Origin of the sequence: Cupriavidus oxalaticus (assembly GCF_004768545.1) — a bacterium.
Classification (GTDB): Bacteria; Pseudomonadota; Gammaproteobacteria; order Burkholderiales; family Burkholderiaceae; genus Cupriavidus; species Cupriavidus oxalaticus_A.
The window spans coordinates 2,129,557-2,148,117 of the sequence record NZ_CP038635.1; the positions used below are offsets into that span (position 1 = coordinate 2,129,557).

General features: G+C 68.0%; 15 protein-coding genes. All 15 read right to left on the reverse strand.

The genetic code is table 11. The features are described 5' to 3' along the window. Positions 1–122: 122 nt before the first annotated feature. Positions 123–809, reverse strand: coding sequence for an RBBP9/YdeN family alpha/beta hydrolase (locus E0W60_RS20675; protein WP_135705456.1), 687 nt, complete (start codon positions 807–809; stop codon positions 123–125). Then, the gene (locus E0W60_RS20680; protein ID WP_135705457.1) at positions 806–1,669 is read right to left on the reverse strand and encodes an EAL domain-containing protein; all 864 of its coding nucleotides are present in this window, start codon (positions 1,667–1,669) and stop codon (positions 806–808) included. Before E0W60_RS20680 ends, E0W60_RS20675 begins: the two co-directional genes overlap by 4 nt. Positions 1,670–1,774: 105 nt before the next feature. Further along, a complete protein-coding gene (locus E0W60_RS20685; RefSeq protein WP_135705458.1) occupies positions 1,775–2,719 on the reverse strand; it encodes an ATP-binding cassette domain-containing protein in 945 nt (314 codons plus the stop codon). A gap of 36 nt (positions 2,720–2,755) precedes the next feature. Then, the gene (ssuC, locus tag E0W60_RS20690; RefSeq protein WP_135705459.1) at positions 2,756–3,559 is read right to left on the reverse strand and encodes an aliphatic sulfonate ABC transporter permease SsuC; all 804 of its coding nucleotides are present in this window, start codon (positions 3,557–3,559) and stop codon (positions 2,756–2,758) included. 11 nt (positions 3,560–3,570) lie between these two features. After that, entirely contained in the window at positions 3,571–4,734 is a 1,164-nt protein-coding gene (gene ssuD, locus E0W60_RS20695) for an FMNH2-dependent alkanesulfonate monooxygenase (protein ID WP_135705460.1), read from the reverse strand. 39 nt (positions 4,735–4,773) lie between these two features. Beyond that, complete coding sequence (locus E0W60_RS20700; RefSeq protein ID WP_135705461.1) at positions 4,774–5,808, reverse strand: sulfonate ABC transporter substrate-binding protein; 1,035 nt, start codon at positions 5,806–5,808, stop codon at positions 4,774–4,776. 166 nt (positions 5,809–5,974) lie between these two features. Then, on the reverse strand, positions 5,975–6,628 hold the full coding sequence (ssuE, locus tag E0W60_RS20705) for an NADPH-dependent FMN reductase (RefSeq protein ID WP_135705462.1): 654 nt from the start codon (positions 6,626–6,628) through the stop codon (positions 5,975–5,977). A gap of 74 nt (positions 6,629–6,702) precedes the next feature. Continuing rightward, entirely contained in the window at positions 6,703–7,707 is a 1,005-nt protein-coding gene (locus tag E0W60_RS20710) for a sulfate ABC transporter substrate-binding protein (RefSeq protein WP_135705463.1), read from the reverse strand. Between the two features lie 436 nt (positions 7,708–8,143). After that, a complete protein-coding gene (locus E0W60_RS20715; protein WP_135705464.1) occupies positions 8,144–8,683 on the reverse strand; it encodes a ferritin-like domain-containing protein in 540 nt (179 codons plus the stop codon). A gap of 256 nt (positions 8,684–8,939) precedes the next feature. After that, complete coding sequence (clpB, locus tag E0W60_RS20720; RefSeq protein WP_133096442.1) at positions 8,940–11,528, reverse strand: ATP-dependent chaperone ClpB; 2,589 nt, start codon at positions 11,526–11,528, stop codon at positions 8,940–8,942. A gap of 190 nt (positions 11,529–11,718) precedes the next feature. Next, positions 11,719–12,591, reverse strand: coding sequence for a MaoC/PaaZ C-terminal domain-containing protein (locus tag E0W60_RS20725; protein WP_135705465.1), 873 nt, complete (start codon positions 12,589–12,591; stop codon positions 11,719–11,721). After that, on the reverse strand, positions 12,591–14,741 hold the full coding sequence (locus E0W60_RS20730; protein ID WP_135705466.1) for a D-(-)-3-hydroxybutyrate oligomer hydrolase: 2,151 nt from the start codon (positions 14,739–14,741) through the stop codon (positions 12,591–12,593). The genes E0W60_RS20725 and E0W60_RS20730 overlap by 1 nt, the downstream gene beginning before the upstream one ends. A gap of 140 nt (positions 14,742–14,881) precedes the next feature. After that, a complete protein-coding gene (locus E0W60_RS20735; RefSeq protein ID WP_135705467.1) occupies positions 14,882–16,426 on the reverse strand; it encodes an acyl-CoA synthetase in 1,545 nt (514 codons plus the stop codon). A 15-nt stretch (positions 16,427–16,441) separates the two neighbouring features. Beyond that, entirely contained in the window at positions 16,442–17,518 is a 1,077-nt protein-coding gene (locus tag E0W60_RS20740) for a branched-chain amino acid ABC transporter permease (protein WP_133096446.1), read from the reverse strand. 16 nt (positions 17,519–17,534) lie between these two features. After that, a complete protein-coding gene (locus E0W60_RS20745; protein WP_135705468.1) occupies positions 17,535–18,560 on the reverse strand; it encodes a branched-chain amino acid ABC transporter permease in 1,026 nt (341 codons plus the stop codon). Between the last annotated feature and the right edge of the window lies 1 nt (position 18,561).

The following is an 18,561-nucleotide window of genomic DNA, read 5'->3' on the forward strand; positions in this document are numbered from 1 at the left end:
GGTGGCCGGCTTGTGGCGCCGGTTCCTTATGACGCCGGCGCATATTGCGCCGGCTTACGAGACAGATTCTGCAGATCCGTTCTTATAAACAGAACGAATCTTTCTGAATTTTCTTAGACGGTTTAGATATATGGAGCGCCCGGCGCCACTTCCACGCCGGCTTCCCATGGCGCAGGCGTCACTTCAATGGCTCCGGCATCACATGCGTCAGCGATACGTTGCACCAGCGTACCCAGCAACGCCAGGCCCTCGTCCCAGTCGCCCAGGCCGGAATCGGAATTGATATGCCCCAGGTTGCCGGCATCGACCAGTTCGCTGCCCCACAGCGTGCCCCAGCTGAAGGCGGTGCGCTGCGGCATCCAGGGATCGTTGCGGCTGGCGACCATGATGGTGGGGAACGGCAGGCGGTAGGTCGGCAGCAGGCTGGCGACGCCAAACTTGTCGGGATCGGCCGGCGCCACCAGCAGCGCGCCGGCGATACCGGCCGGGTCCAGCGCCGCCTGCCGCAGGGCCGCCAGGCAGCCAAAGCTGTGCGCCACCAGCAGCGCCCCACGCGAGGCCACGCGCTGCGCCCGCATCACGCCTTCCGAGACGCGCTCGGCCCACAGCGGCAGGCTCGGACGCGACCAGTCATGCTGCTCGACGCGCTGCCAGTCCGGGAAGCGCTGCTCCCAGCGGCTTTGCCAGTGCCCCGGGCCGCTGCCATGCAGGCCCGGCACGGTCAGCACCTGCAGGTGCCGCGGGATTTCCAGGCGCGTACCGTGCGCCGCCGATGATGGCCCTGCCGATGGCCCGATCGCTTGCGTCATACCGGCTCCTTGCTAAGTTGGTGTGCCGCTGCCGATGCCGCTCCTGCGCCCTGCGCCCGCAGTCCGGCCGTGCTGACCAGCGCGCCGGCGAAAGCGCCCTGCCCCAGGTCGATGCCCGCGGCCTGCAGCCGCTCCACGCTTTCGGCGTCCTGTAGCCGCCGCCCGATCAGCGTGACGCCGGCATTGGCGGCGCTGGCGCGCAGCCCCGACAGCTGGCGATCGGTCCAGGTGCGGCGCATATCGAGCTTGAGCCAGTCCGGCAACGCATGCGCCATCAGCGCGCCCGCCTCGGCCGGGTCCGACGCCTGCAGGCTGACCGCGAAGCCGTTGCGGCGATAGTTGCCGACCACGTGCAGCAGCAGCGGCAGGTCGTCGTTGGCGCTGGCCGGCACCTGGATCACGAAGCGCTCCAGCGGCAACCCCAGCGACTGCAACGCGCGCCGGAACGCGGCGCCATGGTCGTCGGCAACCGCCGCGAGCAGCCGGTTGTGCACGTTCAGCACCAGCTTGTGCGCGCCGTCGGCGGCAAAGTAGTTGATCGCGTGCAGCAGCCGCGACAGGCGGTCCAGCGACACCAGCGTGGTGTCGTCGGCAGCCATTGCGAACAACTTCCACGCGGCCAGGCCCACGCCATCGTCGGCGTAGGTATGGATCGAGCCTTCGTGCGCGACCACCTCGCGCTCGGCCAGGGTCACCAGCGGCTCGAAGGCGCTGGTCAGCGAGCAATTGAAGAACTGTCCCTGCACCTGCCCGCGCGCGTCGCGCCACAGTTGCCGGTCGGCCAGCGGCTGGCGCGGCAGCGATTCCAGATAGCGTTGCAGCGGATTGGCTGCGCTGGCGGGTTCATGCACGCCTGGCATGGCGATTTCCTTCGGTTGACCGGACCGCGTCGGGTCCCATGGTCGGGTTGTTGATGGCAACGGCGTGCTGCCGCAGCGCACGCCCTGCCTGCTCATGATAGGAGTTCAGCGGGCGGCAGCGAATGAAGATTCCGGGCTGTCGATGTGCGCACCGATGTCGATGCGCTGCGCACGGCGCTTCGTGCCCGCATCGAGGGGCGAAGAGGCCGCTGGCGCTTGCCGCAGCACCCGCTGCAGCACCGCGGCTTCCAGTTGCGCGAAGCCGGCGGCGCCGCGCTCGCGCGGCCGCGCCAGCGCCACGCGCTCGTCCATCGCGATGTGGCCGTCCTCGATCAGCACGATGCGGTCGGCCAGCGCCACGGCCTCGGAGACGTCATGCGTCACCAGCAGCGCCGTGAAGCCAAGCCGCCGCCACAGACCTTCGATCAATCCCTGCATTTCGATGCGCGTCAGCGCATCCAGCGCGCCCAGCGGCTCATCGAGCAGCAGCAACTGCGGGTGATGCACCAGCGCGCGCGCCAGTGCCACGCGCTGCCGTTGCCCGCCGGACAGCCGTGCAGGCCACGCCTGCGCGCGCTCGGCCAGGCCCACCTGCGCCAGCACCTCGGCCGCCTCGCCGCGCCGCGCGCGCGGCAGGCCCAGCGCCACGTTGTCCAGCACGCGCTTCCACGGCAGCAGGCGCGCATCCTGGAACATCACGCGCACGTCGGCGCCGCGCTTGCGGCTGCCCTTGCCCTGCTCCTGCGTGTCACCGTCGATGGCGATGCTGCCGCCGTCGGCGCCTTCCAGCCCCGCCAGCAGCCGCAGCAGCGTGCTCTTGCCGCAGCCGCTGCGCCCGACGATGGCGACGAACTCGCCCGGCGCCACGTCGAGCGCCACATCGTGCAGCACCTCGCGACCGTCATAGCGCTTGACTACCTGGCGCAAGCGTAGCGCGACGCCACCATGGCGGCGGCGCGGCGCCGCTGCCTCGTGCCTGACCGCCTCGCGGCGCGCGAGGCCCGCTTCAAGTTCGGCCAGCGCGGCCTGTTCCACCGGATACATCTGCATGTCGATCTCCTTGCCGAACGTGCGGCGTTGCGTGGTTCAGGCGGCTGCGTAGCCCGGGTGCCAGCGCAGCCAGTAGCGCTCCAGCCCGCGCGACAGCAGGTCGGCCAGCTTGCCCAGCAGCGCGTATAGCAGGATGCCCACCAGCACCACGTCGGTCTGCAGGAACTCGCGCGCGTTCATGGTCATGTAGCCGATGCCGGACTGCGCGGAGATGGTTTCCGCGACGATCAGGATCACCCACATCAGCCCGAGCGAAAAACGCACGCCCACCAGGATCCCGGGCAACGCGCCTGGGAGGATCACTTCACGGTACAGCTGCCAGCCCGACAGCCCGTAGCTGCGCGCCATCTCCACCAGCCCGGTGTCGACCGAGCGGATGCCGTGGTAGGTGTTCAGATACACCGGGAAGAACACGCCCAGCGACACCAGGAACAGCTTGGCGGATTCGTCGATGCCGAACCACAGGATCACCAGCGGGATCAGCGCCAGCGGCGGGATGTTGCGCACCATCTGCAGCGTGCTGTCGAGCAGCGTGGCCGCGCTGCGGAACGTGCCCGTCAGCAGACCGAGCAGCAGGCCAAGCCCGCCGCCGATGGCAAACCCGGCCAGCGCGCGCCAGGTGCTGACACCTACGTGTTTCCACAACTCGCCCGAACGGGCCAGGTCCCAGGCAGCGTGCAGCACGGCCAGCGGGGCCGGCAGCACGCGGTTCGACAGCCCGCCGTTCTGCGAGGCCGCCTGCCACACCACGATCAGCAGCATCGGCACGATCCACGGTGCCACGGCGCGCGCCAGCGCGGCGGGATGCCGGCGCGGCGGCGGAAGATGCGGAGCGCTCATGCCGCCCTCCTTCAGCTCTGCGCGGCGCGCGGCACGATGCCGGTCGCCATGACTTCGCCGAACGGGCCCGACAGCACCTTGCCTGGCAACTTCTCGCGCACCGAACGCGGCAGCAGCGGGAACACGAGTTCGGCAAAGCGGTAGGCCTCTTCCAGGTGCGGGTAGCCGGACAGCACGAAAGTGTCGATGCCCAGCTCCGCGTACTCGCGCATGCGCTCGGCGACGGTGTGCGGATCGCCCACCAGCGCGGTGCCGGCGCCGCCGCGCACCAGGCCGACGCCGGCCCACAGGTTGGGGCTGATTTCCAGCGCCTCGCGCGTGCGGCTCGCACCTCCCGCATGCAGCGCGGCCATGCGGCGCTGCCCTTCCGAATCCATCCTGGCGAACACCGCCTGCGCGCGCGCCACGGTCTCGTCGTCGAGGCGGCTGATCAGGTCATCGGCGGCGGCCCACGCGGCGGCATCGGTCTCGCGCACGATCACGTGCAGGCGGATGCCGAACCTGACGGTGCGTCCATGCTTCGCCGCATGCCGGCGCACGTCTTCCAGCTTCTGCGCCACGTCGGCCGGCGGTTCGCCCCAGGTCAGGTAGGTATCGACCTGCTCGCCCGCCAGCGCATGCGCCGGCGCCGACGAACCGCCGAAGTACACCGGCGGATGCGGCCGCTGCAGCGGCGGATAGAGGACGCGCGCGCCCTTCACGCTCAGGTGCTTGCCCTGGTAGTCGATCTGGCCACTGTCATGGCTGGCCGCCAGTACGTCGCGCCAGATCCGCAGGAATTCGGCCGAGGCCTCGTAGCGCTCGCTGTGGTCGAGGAACAGGCCGTCGCCTTCTAGCTCGGCGGTGTCACCGCCGGTGACGAGATTGATCAGCAGCCGGCCGTTGGAAAGCCGGTCGAACGTCGCTGCCATGCGCGCGGCAAGCGTCGGCGCCATCAGGCCCGGCCGCACCGCGACCAGGAATTTCAGGCGCTGCGTCACGGCCGACAGCGCCGATGCTGCCACCCACGGGTCTTCGCAGGAACGCCCGGTGGGAATCAGCACCCCTTCGTAGCCGAGCGTATCGGCGGCCACGGCGACCTGCTTCATGTAGTCGAAGCTGACTTCGCGCGCGCCTTCGGAGGTGCCGAGGTAGCGGCTGTCGCCGTGGGTGGGGATAAACCAGAATACGTGCATGTCGTGCTCCTTGTTGTTATGCGATGCCGTCGCGACGCATCAGCGCTGTGCTTGCTGTTGCGGCCTCTGTTGCGCCTCCTCCCAGCGCGCGTCGGCCACCTTGACCGGCTTGGGAATCAGCCTGAGCGCGTGAAACGCATCGGCGATGCGCTGCTGCTCGGCCAGCACGTCGGCGCTGACCGGGCGCGCGCCGTAAGAGAAGCGCGACACCGCCAGTTCCAGCACGTCGGCAGGCAGGCCGACTTCGCCGGTCAGCACGGCGGTCGCGTCCTTCGGGTTCTTTTCGGCCCAGGTGCCCAGCGTGGCGAGTTCATCGAGGATCAGGCGCACGATTTCGGGCTTGGCCTGTGCGTAGGGACGCGACGCCAGGTAGAACTGGTGGTTGCTGACCACGTTCTTGCCGTCGGCGCCACGGCCATCGGCCAGTACGCGCGCGCCGAGCTGCTTTTCGGCGGCGGCGAGGAACGGGTCCCAGATCACCCAGGCATCGACCGAGCCGCGCTCGAAGGCAGCGCGCGCATCGGCGGGCGGCAGGTAGACCGGCTGGATATCGCTGTACTGCAGGCCAGCCTTTTCCAGCTGGCGCACCAGCAGGTAATGCACGTTCGAGCCCTTGTTGAAGGCCACACGCTTGCCGCGCAAATCGGCCACCGAGCGCAGCGTCGACAACTTCGGCACGACGACGGCCTCGGCGGTCGGCGCCGGCGGCTCGTTGCCGACATAGACCAGCTGCGCGCCGGCGGCCTGCGCGAAGATCGGCGGGGCTTCGCCCACGGTGCCGAAGTCGACCGCGCCGACATTGAGGCCTTCCAGCAGTTGCGGGCCAGCCGGGAATTCGGTCCATTTGACGGTGATGCCTTGCGGCGCCAGCCGCTTTTCCAGCGTGCCGCGCGCTTTCAGCAGCGTCAGCGTGCCGTATTTCTGGTAGCCGATGCGCAGCACCTTGGCATCGATCTTCGACTGCGCTTCGGCGCGGCCGGGCAGCAGCCCGTAGGCCAGGCCGGTGGCGGCGACCAGCGCGGCAATGAACAGGCGGCGGCGCAGCGAGCCGGCCGGCTTGATGGTGGTGGTCATGCGATTTCTCCGTGGCCGGCCAGGGCGCCGGCGAATGTTCTGAAGTCGGACTGCGTGGAAACGCGGGCAGCATCCCGCCCTGCCCGCCCGGGTTGCCGGTGGCATGGCTGGCGGCGTTGCTGCCGCGGCGCCGGACTGGCCGGCGCCAATGCATCAGGAATTCAGATCAGGCGGTACATCGCTCCGCCACCACGGCGGCAGCGGCGGCGCGCTGCACGAAGGCACCGGGCACAACGTCGAGCGCGTCGAGCGGGACCTCGATGCGGGCGTGCGCCAGTGCGTCGCGCACGCGCAGCAGGCCTTCGTCGAGGCGGGCGGACAGCGCGGCGTCGAAGCGCGCCTGGCGCACGCCGCCGCCATCGGAGGAGGCGGAGGAGGCGGAGGTGTCGATCTGCTGGTCCACGGCAAAGATGCCGGGCAGGATCTGGCGCGAGCCCAGCGCGGACAGCACCGGGCGCAGCGCGTAGTCGATCGCCAGCGCATGGGCGAGGCTGCCGCCGGTGGCGATCGGCAGCACGATCTTGTCGCGCAGGCCGGTTTGCGGCAGCAGGTCCAGGAAGGCCTTGAGCAGGCCGCTGTAGGCGGCCTTGTAGACCGGCGTGGCCAGCACCACCACCTGGGCCTCGGCCACCGCGCGGGTGGCGGCGGCAATGGCGTCGTCGTCCACGCGCGCCGCCAGCAGCGGGCCCGCCGGCAGGTCGCGCAGGTCCAGGTGGCGGGTGCGTTCACCGGCAGCTTCCAGCGCGGTGCGCAGGTGCGCCAGCACAAGGCCGGAGCGGGACTGGACTGACGGGCTGCCGGAGAGCGTCAGGATGGACATCGGGGCTTCCTTCTTCTGTTGGGCCGGCTCGGTGCCGGGCCGCCCCACGCGGCCCGGCCCGCCAGCCTCATGGATTATTTCTTGCCGGGTTGATAAACCTGGTCGAACGAGCCGCCGTCGGCGAAGTGGGTCTTCTGGGCCTTCTGCCAGCCGCCGAACACCTCATCGATGGTGAACAGCTTGACCTTGGGGAAGTTGGCCGCGTACTTGGCCGCCACCTTCTGCGAGATCGGGCGGTAGTAGTTCTTCGCGGCGATCTCCTGGCCTTCGTCGGTGTACAGGAACTGCAGGTAGGCCTCGGCGGCCTTGCGCGTGCCCTTCTTGTCGACCACCTTGTCGACCACGGCCACCGGCGGCTCGGCCAGGATCGAGATCGACGGCGCGACGATCTCGAACTTGTCCGGACCCAGCTCCTTGATGGCCAGGATGGCTTCGTTCTCCCAGGCCAGCAGCACGTCGCCCAGGCCGCGCTCGACGAAGGTGGTGGTGGCGCCGCGCGCGCCAGAGTCCAGCACCGGCACATGCTTGAGCAGTTCGCCGACGAACTCGCGCGCCTTGGTCTCATTGCCGCCAGGCTGGCGCAGCGCATAGCCCCACGCGGCCAGGTAGTTCCAGCGTGCGCCGCCCGAGGTCTTCGGGTTCGGCGTGATAACCTGCACGCCGGGCTTGACCAGGTCGCCCCAGTCCTTGATGCCCTTCGGGTTGCCCTTGCGCACCAGGAACACAATGGTCGAGGTGTACGGCGCGGCGTTGTGCGGCAGGCGCTTTTGCCAGTCCGGCTTGATCAGTCCCGTCTCTGCGATGGCGTCAACGTCGTAGCCCAGCGCCAGCGTCACCACGTCAGCATCCAGCCCGTCGATCACCGAACGGGCCTGCTTGCCGGATCCGCCATGCGACTGGCGCACGGTCACGGCATCGCCGCCCTGGGCCTTCCAGGCCTTGGCGAAGGCCGCGTTGACGTCGACATACAGTTCGCGGGTCGGGTCGTAGGAAACATTGAGCAGGTTGGTCGCCGAAGCGGTCTGCGCCGCGCCCAGGGCGCCCAGGACTGCCAGGCCGATGGCCAGTTTGCGGATCATTCGTGTTGCTCCCGTCTGTCGTGAATGGGCGCCAGGCGCCTCTGGTTGCTGTGCCCGCCGCCGGGGGCGGGCTTGTGTCAGGAGCAAGACTACCGACGGGGCTATCTGAACGGAACGAATGGTTTCGCCGATCCTTTACTGTTTTTTGCATAAGATCGGACGGAAATATCGGCATGCCGTCATATGGGGACGACGGGACGCAAGGTGCGCGTGAGGTGGCGTGAGGTGGCGCGAGGTTGCGCAATCGGCACACCCAAAAGAAAACGCCCGCACCGGCAAACCGGTGCGGGCGAAGTTTCCATTCCGGAAACGGGTAGACAAGTCATGAAGAGCGCCCCCGCATCTCCATGACAAGTAAATGGTATCGGCTCGCCGCCGAGTCCGATTTGATCGCGGTCAAGTCCGGGACAACCCGCAGAAATTCGCCATGCAGGCTTCAGCCGCCCTGGCGCGCCAGCAGGTCCGCCATTTCGTCGGCGTGCTCCTCTTCCACCGCCAGGATCTCTTCCATCATGCGGCGCGACGTCGGGTCACGCTCGCCCAGGAACGTGATGATCTCGCGATAGCTGTCGATGGCGATGCGCTCGGCCACCAAATCTTCCTTGATCATCTCGGTCAGGCTGTTGCCCGGGACATACTCGGCGTGCGAGCGGCTGGTCAGGCCGTCCGGCGCGAAGTCGGGCTCGCCGCCCAGCTGGACGATGCGCTCGGCGATCTGGTCGGCATGGCCCTGCTCTTCATTCGAGTGGGCCAGGAATTCTTCGGCGACGCTCTTCGAGTTCGGGCCCTGGGCCATGAAATAGTGGCGGCGATAGCGCAGCACGCAGACGATCTCGGTCGCCAGCGCGTCGTTGAGCAGCTTCAGCACGGCCTCGCGGTCGGCGGTGTAACCGGAGGTCACCGCACCCTCTTCGATATGCTGGCGGGCCCGCGCGCGCAGGGTCTTGACGTCGGTGAGGAAAGGCTTGTCGGTCATGGATTGGCTCCTGTGGGGACAGGCTGCGTGGAGGCGCAGCGCTTTGTAAGGAAACTCAACCCTTTTGCAACGCGAAAAGCATGCCACTTGGAGAATCGCATGCAGCACGGCAACTGACGGAGCGAAGCGCGGGATCGCCGTGAAAAAATTGCACGGCGCGGCACTCCCTTACATGGCAGGGCGCGGCCATGCAAAAAGGCCCTTGCGGGAATCCGCAAGGGCCTGCCTGTGACATCGAAGAGTCTCGAAACCGGGCTTACTGCACGGCCTGCCCGAAGGTGAACTCGCCATCCACATAGTCCACCGGCACCACATCCTTTGCCGCGAACTTGCCTTCCAGGATGGCGCGCGCCACGGGGTTCTCGATCTGCTGCTGGATCGCCCGCTTGAGCGGACGCGCCCCGAACACCGGGTCGTAGCCCGCGCTGGCGATCTTCTCCAGCGCATAGTCGCTGACCTCCAGCGTCATGTCCATGCGTGCCAGGCGGGCCTGCAGGCGTTGCAGCTGGATGCGCGCGATCGACTCGATATTCTTCTGGTCGAGCGCGTGGAACACCACCACTTCATCGATCCGGTTCAGGAACTCCGGCCGGAAATGCGTGCGCACTTCCTGCCAGACCGCGCCCTTGATCGCTTCCTGCGGCTCGCCGGCCATCGACTGGATCATCTGCGAACCCAGGTTGGACGTCATCACGATCACCGTGTTCTTGAAGTCCACCGTGCGGCCCTGCCCATCGGTCAGGCGGCCGTCGTCCAGCACCTGCAGCAGCACGTTGAAGACGTCGGGGTGGGCCTTCTCCACTTCATCGAGCAGCACCACGCTGTACGGCTTGCGGCGCACGGCCTCGGTCAGGTAGCCACCTTCCTCGTAGCCCACGTATCCCGGCGGCGCGCCGATCAGGCGGCTGACGCTGTGCTTCTCCATGAATTCGCTCATGTCGATGCGGATCAGATGCTCTTCCGAATCGAACATGAACTCGGCCAGCGCCTTGCACAGCTCGGTCTTGCCGACACCGGTCGGTCCCAGGAACAGGAACGAGCCATAGGGCTTGTTCTCGTCCGCCAGCCCTGCGCGCGAACGGCGGATGGCATCGGACACCAGCCGCACGGCCTCGTCCTGGCCGACCACGCGGTTGTGCAGGCGGTCCTCCATCTTCAGCAGCTTCTCGCGCTCGCCCTGCATCATCTTCGACACCGGGATGCCGGTCGCGCGGCTCACCACTTCGGCGATTTCCTCGGCGCCCACCTGCGTGCGCAGCAGCTTGTTGGGCTGCTTCTGCTCGCTGGCTTCGGCATCGGTGGCGGCCTTGAGCTTGCCTTCCAGTCCCGGCAGCTTGCCGTACTGCAGCTCGGCCACCTTGTCGAGCTTGCCTTCGCGCTGCAGCTTCGCGATCTCGAGCTTGACCTTCTCGATCTCTTCCTTCAGCGCGGCCGTGCCCTGCGCGGCACCCTTCTCGGCCTTCCAGATCTCGTCGAGGTCCGCGTACTCCTTCTCCAGGCGCGCGATCTCCTGCTCGATCAGGTCCAGGCGCTTGAGCGAAGCCTCGTCGGTCTCTTTCTTGACCGCTTCGCGCTCGATCTTGAGCTGGATGGTGCGGCGCTCGAGCTTGTCCATCGCCTCCGGCTTGGAGTCGATTTCCATCTTGATACGCGCGGCGGCCTCGTCGATCAGGTCGATGGCCTTGTCGGGCAGGAAGCGGTCGGTGATATAGCGATGCGACAGCTCCGCCGCGGCGACGATGGCCGGATCGGTGATCTCGACGCCGTGGTGCAGCTCATACTTCTCCTGCAGGCCGCGCAGGATGGCGATGGTCGCTTCCACGGTCGGCTCGTCGACCAGCACTTTCTGGAAGCGGCGCTCCAGCGCGGCATCCTTCTCGATGTACTTGCGGTATTCGTCAAGCGTGGTCGCGCCGATGCAGTGCAGCTCGCCGCGCGCCAGCGCGGGCTTGAGCATGTTGCCCGCGTCGATCGCGCCCTCGGCCTTGCCCGCGCCCACCATGGTATGGATCTCGTCGATGAAGACGATGGTCTGGCCCTCGTCCTTGGCGACGTCGTTCAGCACGGCCTTCAGGCGTTCCTCGAACTCGCCGCGGTACTTGGCGCCGGCCAGCAGCCCGGCCATGTCCAGCACCAGCACGCGCTTGTTCTTCAGGCTCTCGGGCACTTCGCCGTTGACGATGCGCTGCGCCAGCCCTTCCACGATCGCGGTCTTGCCCACGCCCGGCTCGCCGATCAGCACCGGGTTGTTCTTGGTGCGGCGCTGCAGGATCTGGATTGCGCGGCGGATCTCGTCGTCGCGGCCGATCACGGGGTCGAGCTTGCCGATGCGGGCACGTTCGGTCAGGTCGATGGTGTACTTCTTCAGCGCCTCGCGCTGGCCCTCGGCCTCTGCGCTGTTGACCGATTCGCCGCCGCGCACGGCCTGGATGGCCGATTCGAGCGACTTGCGGTTCAGGCCGTTCTCGCGCGCAATGCGCCCGGCGTCACCCTTGTCGTCGGACACGGCCAGCAGGAACAGCTCGCTGGCGATGAACTGGTCGCCGCGCTTGAGCGCTTCTTTCTCGGTGGCATTGAGCAGGTTGACCAGGTCGCGGCCGATCTGGACCTCGTTGGTGCCCTGCACTTGCGGCAGGCGCTTGATGGCGGCGTCCAGCGCCGTCTGCAGGCCCTGCACGTTGACGCCGGCGCGTGCGAGCAGTGCGCGGGCGGCGCCGTCGTCCTGCGACAGCAGCGCGCGCAGCACGTGCTGCGGGTCGATGTATTGGTTGTCGTTGGCCAGGGCCAGGCTTTGCGCTTCAGCGAGCGCTTCCTGGAACCGGGTGGTCAGCTTGTCAAGACGCATAGGATTCCCTCTCTCGGATAGGTCGTGTCCTGATGCGGGGGGCGCTGGCCCCGGCTTCGCCGCCGGGGTGCCTGGATGCCCTGCCGGACACTGGATATCCGAAAGATAAGGCTTTGTCGCGACATTTCAAGGACCCGCGGAGATAAGGCTTTGAGTGCAGCAAACGGTACGTGAAGCCGCCACAAACAGGCTATGCCGCCCGGCTCTCGCTGCCCTTGTCCGCCAGGTTGCGCACCAGCACCAGCGATTCGCCCTGCACGACCACCCGGCCATCCGCGCCGGTGACGACGCTCGCCAGGTTGACCAGGTCCTTGCCGGCGCGCAGCCGGACGATGCGCACCTGCGCGGTCAGCGGCTCGTCCAGCCGCGCTGCCGAGGCCAGCCGCAGCGATTGCTTCATCCACCCGGTGCCGCGCCCCGGCAGCCGTGTGCCGAGCAGGTCGGAAAACATGCCGGCCAGCAGCGGCAGCGGCACCACCGCCTCGCCGAAGCCGCGCGCGCGGGCGAAGGCGGCGTCAGCATGGTACGGATTGGCATCGCCGGTCAGGGCAACGTACTCGGCGATATCGGCCGCGGTGAAGGCGCGCGTGGCGCTGGCCGACTGCCCGGGACGCAGGCCGTACAGCGCGGGATCGCCCGCGGCCTCCGGCTGCGCGCCTGGCCATGCCGGCAGCCGGCCCGGTGCAGCCTCCGCCAGCCACGACGATTCACCGGCGGCCGCGACGCGCGGCGCCGCGCCGGGGATGCCCGCGCTGACCGTGGTGCCAAAACCCGCCGGCCGCGCCTGCGGCTGCGGCACCAGCGCAAACGCCACCGCATCGCCGGCGAAGGCCGGCGTCGGGAACATCAGCGTCTGCGCCACCGGCAGCGCAGGTGCGGCCAGCTCCCGCCACGTATGCGCGCACAGCAGCGAAAACAGGAACATGCCGTGCGCCACCGTGGCACCGAAGTGCGTGCCGCGGGCAAAGGCCGGATCGCAGTGGATCGGGTTGTCGTCGCGCGACAGCGCGGCGAAGCGGTCGAAATCGCGTTGCGTCAGCACGCGCGGCATGGCGTCGGTCATCAGTTGGGCACCTCCACGCTCAAGGCGTTGACGGTGATCGCATTGCCGGGTGCGGGCGTGGCGGCGATCGGCGGGACATTGGACCGCAGCAGCGTCGGCGCCGGCGTGTTGACAGTGCCGCCGCGCGGCGTGGTACGCACCACCTGCGACGGCGGCAGCGGCTTGCCGGTCGTCAGGTTGTCGTACACGGCGTCGAGCGCGCGGTTCAGGTACACATGGAGCGGCACGTAGCGGTTGCTGTAGCCCGCCACCAGCCCGATGAAGGCATCGAAATGCTGGGCATTCTCCACCTCGATGTAAGCCAGCTTGCTGGCCAGCCCCTCCTTCTGCCGGTTCAGCCCCAGGTACGGGCGCGAGGTATGGTTCACCGGCAGCAGGCCGTCGCTGCGGCCGTGCACGATCACCGCCGGCTTGCCGCGCAGGTTGCCGTTGCGCAGCGTCAGCGCCTGGCCAGCCTGCAAGGCGCGCGCCGCGGCGTCGGTCCCGGCCAGCAGCTTGCGCAGGCAATCGGCGCCATCGTAGTTGAGATCGGTGCGGCCGTTCGATGCCGACACGGAGAACAGGTTCAGGTACGGGCCGTGCGTCGGGTCGAGGTCGTTGATCAGCTGCACCGAGGGCGGCTGCGGCGGGATGCCATTGCCGGTGGCGAACATCGACGCCAGCGCTGCCGGGGCGATCGCCGCCGGCTTCAGGTCGGTCAGCGTATTGGCGAAGCTGTATCCGCACAGCTTGTCGGTCACGCTGGCCTGCGCGTAGGCGTTGGCGTAGGTCACGGTGATCGCGGCAGCGGTGTCGAAGGCGGCCAGCGACGGGTGCAGGTCATCGGATTCGGACTCCCAGCCCGCTTCATGCAGCGCCTGCAGCGCGCTGGCGCTTTGCTCGCTGGTATTGGTGCCGGTGACCAGTCCCTTTTCCGCCAGCGTGGTGCAGCGCGCCGCGAAGAACGGCGCCATGGTCGGGTTGTCGTAGAACGGTGACTGCGTCAGCGCAGTGGTGCGCGCGGCGCAGTGCTGCAGCAGGTTGGCCGTGCTGGTGTAGTCATACAGCGTGCGGCCCGAAGACGGCACCTGCACGCCGCCGCGCCGCACCACCACGCCTGTATCCGGTGGCATGTTGAGGTTGGGCTCGCCCACGGCCACGCCATCGATCAGGCCATCGGTGTCCTGCTCGGCAGCGGCCACCGCGGCGCCGCCACCGTTCGACACGCTCGACGCGATCACCAGGATCTTGCCCTTGTCCATGCTGCGCTGGCGCGTGCCGTTGGCGGACACCGCGCCGAAGCGGTCATTGATCGCCCAGATCGCGAACTCCACCGCCTGCAATGTGAACTTGCCCCAGTCCTTCTCCGGATTGCGCTGCGAATGCGCGTGCTTGAACGCGAGCCGGTGCGGGCTGGCGGCGGTGAAATCCGCCAGCGACGTGGCGCCTGCGGGCGCGGCGAACTGCGCATTCTTGCCGGCGGCCGCGCGCGTGGCGCGGGTGCCGTCGATCAGCGGCACGGTATCGGTATCCAGGTCGTGCGGCGCGGCGCCGGTGCCCTTGTCGGTGTAGGCGACCGCGCAGCCGCGCTTCAGCCCCCATTCGCCGGTGGCGATGGCACCGTACACGCCGCGCGAGCCCGACGACGTGGCGGTGATCACGCACGGCCTGGACGAATCGAAGCCGGCCGGGATCTGCACCAGCATGGTCACGTTCTGCTGGCCCGTGCCGTCGTCCGAATACGCCAGGTATTCCACGCCGGCGATCTTGCCCTCCGAGCCGGTGACATTGCCCTGCGCGTCCACGTTGGGGCCGTACAGCGAGCCATAGCCGCCAGCCGCGGTGGTGTCGACGATGGCTCGGTAGTTGGAGTAGATCGCGTAGCGCCGCAGTTCCGCCGCGGTCGGGGCGGTGGCATTGGCCGGCAGCGGCGCGGTGGCACTGGCAAGTCCGTCCTTGCCCAGCCCCGCGGTCAGCAGGTCGTCGCTGCTGCCGTTGTAGCTGATGATGTTGACCGCGCCGATATATGCGGGCTTGGTGTTGGGGTTGTTGCCGTTGCCATTGTTGTCATCGCCCGAGCCACAGGCAGCGGCCAGCATCGCTGCCGCGACGGCGAACACCGTACCGCGCAAGCTGCCTTGTTGCGGCGGCGGAAACTGCTTGGAATGCATGTCACCCTCCTTCTGTCGCCCGCGTCGGGGCGGTAGAGACGTACGTCAATGAGGAACAGCGGAGACTGCGGACAGCGGGACTGCGGGGACTGCAGGAAATGCAGGAAATGCAGGAAATTCGTATGGCGGGACGCGGCGCGTCAGCCGGCAAACCTGGCGCGCAGCTTGTGCTTCTCCACCTTGCCCGACGGCGTGCGCGGTAACGCGTCGACAAAGCGCACATGGCGCGGCACCTTGTAGCCGGCAAGCTGCGCCTTGCAATGGGCGATGACCTGCTCCGCATCGAGCGAGGCGCCAGCGCGCAGCACCACCAGCGCCATGCCCGTCTCGCCCCAGCGTGCGTCCGGCGCGCCGATCACGGCGGCCTCGGCCACGCCCGGCAGCTGGAACAGTACATTTTCGACTTCGGCGGGATAGACGTTCTCGCCGCCGGAGATGTACATGTCCTTGGCGCGATCGACGATGTAGTAGTCGCCGTCCTCGTCGCGCCAGGCGATGTCGCCGGAATGCAGCCAGCCGTCGCGGATCGCATTGGCAGTCGCTCCCGGCAGGTTCCAGTAGCCGGGCGTGACCCCCGGCCCCTTGATCAGCAGCTCGCCCCGCTCGCCGGGCGCGACATCATTGCCCACGGGGTCGATGATGCGCGTCAGCATCGACCCCACCGGCTTGCCGATGGTGCCAATCTTGCTGCGCGCGGTGTCTTCGTCGCAGACAAAGACCGTGGGCCCGGTTTCGGTCATGCCGAAGCCGAAGCAGATGGTCACGCCCTTGGCCAGGTAGGCTTCCAGCAGCGGCCGCGGCACCGGCGAGCCGCCCGCCGACATGTTGCGCACGCCGGAGAAGTCCGCTTGCGCAAAGCCGGCATGCTGGCTCAGGAACAGGTACACCGCCGGCACCGCGAAGAACATGGTGATGCCCTCGCCCGATTTGCGGTCGAGCCGGTCCAGCACGACCTGCGGCTCGAACTGCCGCATGATGTGCACCGTGCCGCCGGCATGCAGCACCGGGTTGGCATACAGGTTCAGGCCGCCGGTATGAAAGAACGGCAGCACGTTCAGGAACACGTCGTCGCGCGTGATCTTGTTGGCCAGCATGGCGTTGACGGCGTTGAAGAACACCATGCCATAGGTCTGGATCACGCCCTTGGGCTTGCCGGTGGTGCCGGAGGTGTACAGCAGGTGCCATACCTCGGACTCGTCGCGGCACGGCATCTCGATGATGCGCCCCGAGGCCGCGTCGAGCACGGCTTCGTACTCGGTCCAGCCACCGGGTACATCGGCCGCCTCGTCGTCGGCAAGATGCAGCACCGCGCGCAGCGGCAAGGTGCGCGCCAGTTCGGCGGCCACGGCCAGGAAGCCATCGCCGGCGACCAACACCTCGGGCGTGCAGTCCTGCAGGATCGGCAGCAATTCCGCCGCGGGCAGGCGCCAGTTCAGGCACACCATCACCATGCCGGCCTTGGCGCAGCCGTACAGCATCTCGAAATAGTCGGAGCTGTTGTGCGCCAGCACGGCGACGCGCGTGCCTGGCGCCAGCTGCAGGCCTTCGGCCAGGTATTCGGCGAAGCGGCTGGCGCGCTCGTCGAACTGGCGATAGGTCACCCGGCGGCCGCTTTCCACGTCCACCAGCGCGATCTTGTCGGGGGTGTGCTGCGCGTTCTTGTGCAGCCAGTCGATTACGTACATTGCGCGGCCCTCCGCTCAGGTTGCCACGTCCTGCACGGCCCGATTGCCGCGCAGCCGCCCCACCACGCCCTGCGGGAAGTAGTAGACGCTCAGGATAAACAGCAGGCCGAGCCACAGCAGCCAGCGGTCCGGATGCAGCAGCGACGACAGCAGCGGCAGCGCCGTGGTGGCGTCGCTCGCCAGCTTCATCACGTCCTGCAGGTAGGTCTGCGCCACCAGGAACAGCACCGTGCCGATCACCGCGCCGTAGATCGTGCCCATGCCGCCGATCACCACGATCAGCAGGATGTCGACCATGATCTCGAATGACAGCGAGGTGTCAGGACCGTTATAGCGCAGCCAAACCGCCATCAGCACCCCGGCCAGCGTGGCGAACATCGCAGACAAGACCGTCGATACCGTGCGGTAGACCACAGTGCGGTAGCCGATGGCCTCGGCACGGAAGTCATTCTCGCGGATCGCCTGCAGCACGCGGCCGAACGGCGAATTGACGACGCGCAGCAGCGCCAGGAACAGCACCAGCGCGCCGGCAAACACCAGGTAGTAGCTCAGCAGCTTGCCGGTCAGCGGCACGCCCAGCAGCTCGGCGTCGCCGAGCGAGAAGCCCGGGCGCAGCACCTCGGGCACCTTGAAGGTCAGCCCGTCCTCGCCGCCGGTCCATTCCGACAGCTGCGACACCAGCGTGGCGAAGGCGGTCGCCACCGCCAGCGTGATCATCGCGAAGAAGATCGCACGCACGCGCAGCGAGAACAGGCCGATCAGGAAAGCCAGCAGCGCCGAGACCGCCAGCGCGCCCGCGGCGCCCACGGCGAGCGCGCCCCAGCCCGGCTCCATGCGCGACATCGCGATGGCCACGCCATAGCCGCCGATGCCGAAGAACATGGTGTGCGCAAACGAGACGATGCCGGTGTAGCCCAGCAGCAGGTCATAGCTGGCCACCAGCACCACGAAGATGCAGATCTTGGCCGCCATGTTCAGTGCGCGCGCGCCGGGAAAGGCGAACGGCGCGCAGGCCAGCGCCAGCAGGATCAGCAGCAGGATCACGGTGAGCACGCGGCTGCGCGGCAGATCGCCGGAGAGAAGTCGGATCATGGTCGTGTCGCTCCGTTCAGCGCCGTGCCACCGGGAACAGTCCTTGCGGGCGCCACAGCAGGATCAGCATCATCAGCAGGATGTTGGAGAACAGCGCAACCTTCGGGTACAGGAAACCGGTGTAGTTGGCCATCAGGCCGACCAGCAGCGCGCCGACAAAGCAGCCCGTGGTCGAACCCAGCCCGCCGATGATGATGACGATGAAGATCAGCACGTTCACCTGCGCGCCGATCGCCGCGGTGATGTTCTGCTGGTACAGCCCCCACAGCACGCCGCCCAGCCCGGCGAGCCCAGCGCCGACCACGAACACGCCGATAAACAGCCGGCGGATGCGATAGCCGAGCGCCTCGACCATCTCGCGGTTCTCCACGCCCGCGCGGATCAGCAGGCCGATGCGGGTGCGGTTGAGCAGCAGCACCATCGCGATAAAGATCACCAGCCCGAGGGCCATCGCGATCAGCCGGTATTTCTCGATCGCGGCATCGCCCAGCAGCACCGCGCCGCGGAAGGTGGTGGGCACCTGCAGCGCAATGGTTTCCGGGCCCCAGATCGCCTTGATCAGCTGCTCGGCGACAATCATGCCGCCCATGGTGATCAGGATCTGCTTCAGGTGCTGGCCATAGACGGGGCGCACCACCACGCGCTCGAAGAACAGCCCGACCGCGCCGGCCGCGACCATGGCCGCGGCAATCGCCAGCGCGAAGACCGCCAGGTTCTGCACGAGGCTGTCCGCCTCCACCCAGCCTGCCATCGGCAGCAGCACCGATGCCGCCACGTAGGCGCCCAGCGCGATGAAGGCGCCGTGGCCGAAATTGAGCACGTCCATCAGGCCGAAGACCAGCGTCAGGCCGGAGGACACCACGAAGATGATCATCCCCATCGCCAGGCCGGCGATGGTCAGCGTGAGCCAGGTCGAAGGGCTGCCGACCAGCGGGAAGGCTAGCAGCATCAGCAGCGGCGCCAGGGCCAGCGGGGTCCAGTCGAGCCGGACCTTGGGCAGGGCTGCCGGCGGTGCGGTAGGTAAGGTCGTTGAAGTTGTCATG

Coding starts and splice junctions, on each gene's coding strand:
- E0W60_RS20675 (WP_135705456.1), bottom strand. CDS start 809: ATGACGCAAGCGATCGGGCCATCGGCAGGGCCATCATCGGCGGCGCAC.
- E0W60_RS20680 (WP_135705457.1), bottom strand. CDS start 1,669: ATGCCAGGCGTGCATGAACCCGCCAGCGCAGCCAATCCGCTGCAACGC.
- E0W60_RS20685 (WP_135705458.1), bottom strand. CDS start 2,719: ATGCAGATGTATCCGGTGGAACAGGCCGCGCTGGCCGAACTTGAAGCG.
- ssuC (WP_135705459.1), bottom strand. CDS start 3,559: ATGAGCGCTCCGCATCTTCCGCCGCCGCGCCGGCATCCCGCCGCGCTG.
- ssuD (WP_135705460.1), bottom strand. CDS start 4,734: ATGCACGTATTCTGGTTTATCCCCACCCACGGCGACAGCCGCTACCTC.
- E0W60_RS20700 (WP_135705461.1), bottom strand. CDS start 5,808: ATGACCACCACCATCAAGCCGGCCGGCTCGCTGCGCCGCCGCCTGTTC.
- ssuE (WP_135705462.1), bottom strand. CDS start 6,628: ATGTCCATCCTGACGCTCTCCGGCAGCCCGTCAGTCCAGTCCCGCTCC.
- E0W60_RS20710 (WP_135705463.1), bottom strand. CDS start 7,707: ATGATCCGCAAACTGGCCATCGGCCTGGCAGTCCTGGGCGCCCTGGGC.
- E0W60_RS20715 (WP_135705464.1), bottom strand. CDS start 8,683: ATGACCGACAAGCCTTTCCTCACCGACGTCAAGACCCTGCGCGCGCGG.
- clpB (WP_133096442.1), bottom strand. CDS start 11,528: ATGCGTCTTGACAAGCTGACCACCCGGTTCCAGGAAGCGCTCGCTGAA.
- E0W60_RS20725 (WP_135705465.1), bottom strand. CDS start 12,591: ATGACCGACGCCATGCCGCGCGTGCTGACGCAACGCGATTTCGACCGC.
- E0W60_RS20730 (WP_135705466.1), bottom strand. CDS start 14,741: ATGCATTCCAAGCAGTTTCCGCCGCCGCAACAAGGCAGCTTGCGCGGT.
- E0W60_RS20735 (WP_135705467.1), bottom strand. CDS start 16,426: ATGTACGTAATCGACTGGCTGCACAAGAACGCGCAGCACACCCCCGAC.
- E0W60_RS20740 (WP_133096446.1), bottom strand. CDS start 17,518: ATGATCCGACTTCTCTCCGGCGATCTGCCGCGCAGCCGCGTGCTCACC.
- E0W60_RS20745 (WP_135705468.1), bottom strand. CDS start 18,560: ATGACAACTTCAACGACCTTACCTACCGCACCGCCGGCAGCCCTGCCC.